Origin of the sequence: Bacillus sp. NTK034 (assembly GCF_017303275.1) — a bacterium.
In the GTDB taxonomy this organism is placed as follows: Bacteria; Bacillota; Bacilli; order Bacillales; family Cytobacillaceae; genus Cytobacillus.
Genome location: NZ_JAFKOJ010000064.1, coordinates 1 through 226, shown reverse-complemented (window position 1 = coordinate 226; position 226 = coordinate 1). Strand labels below are relative to the sequence as shown.

1 pseudogene is annotated in these 226 nt (G+C 43.8%); it reads right to left on the bottom strand.

Features of this window, described 5'->3' with window-relative positions:
* Window positions 1–226: pseudogene (locus JI665_RS28410) on the bottom strand (multicopper oxidase family protein); the annotation flags it as partial.

Here is a 226-nt window from a genome sequence, read left to right as displayed (position 1 = left end):
CTGACTTTTTCTCCTTCTTTTACTTTTAAAGGCTCAATGCTGTCGCCGCTTTTTCCATTTATTGAAAAGATATCGTAGGCGCTCATGTCATGGCCCATTCCATTCATGCTGTCATTGCTATCTGACCCCATACTGCCGTGATCCATGCCGCTCATACTTGAATCCTCTGAATCAGCCTCTTTATCGCTGTCTTCTTCTGAACCCATGTTACTGTGATCCATACCTT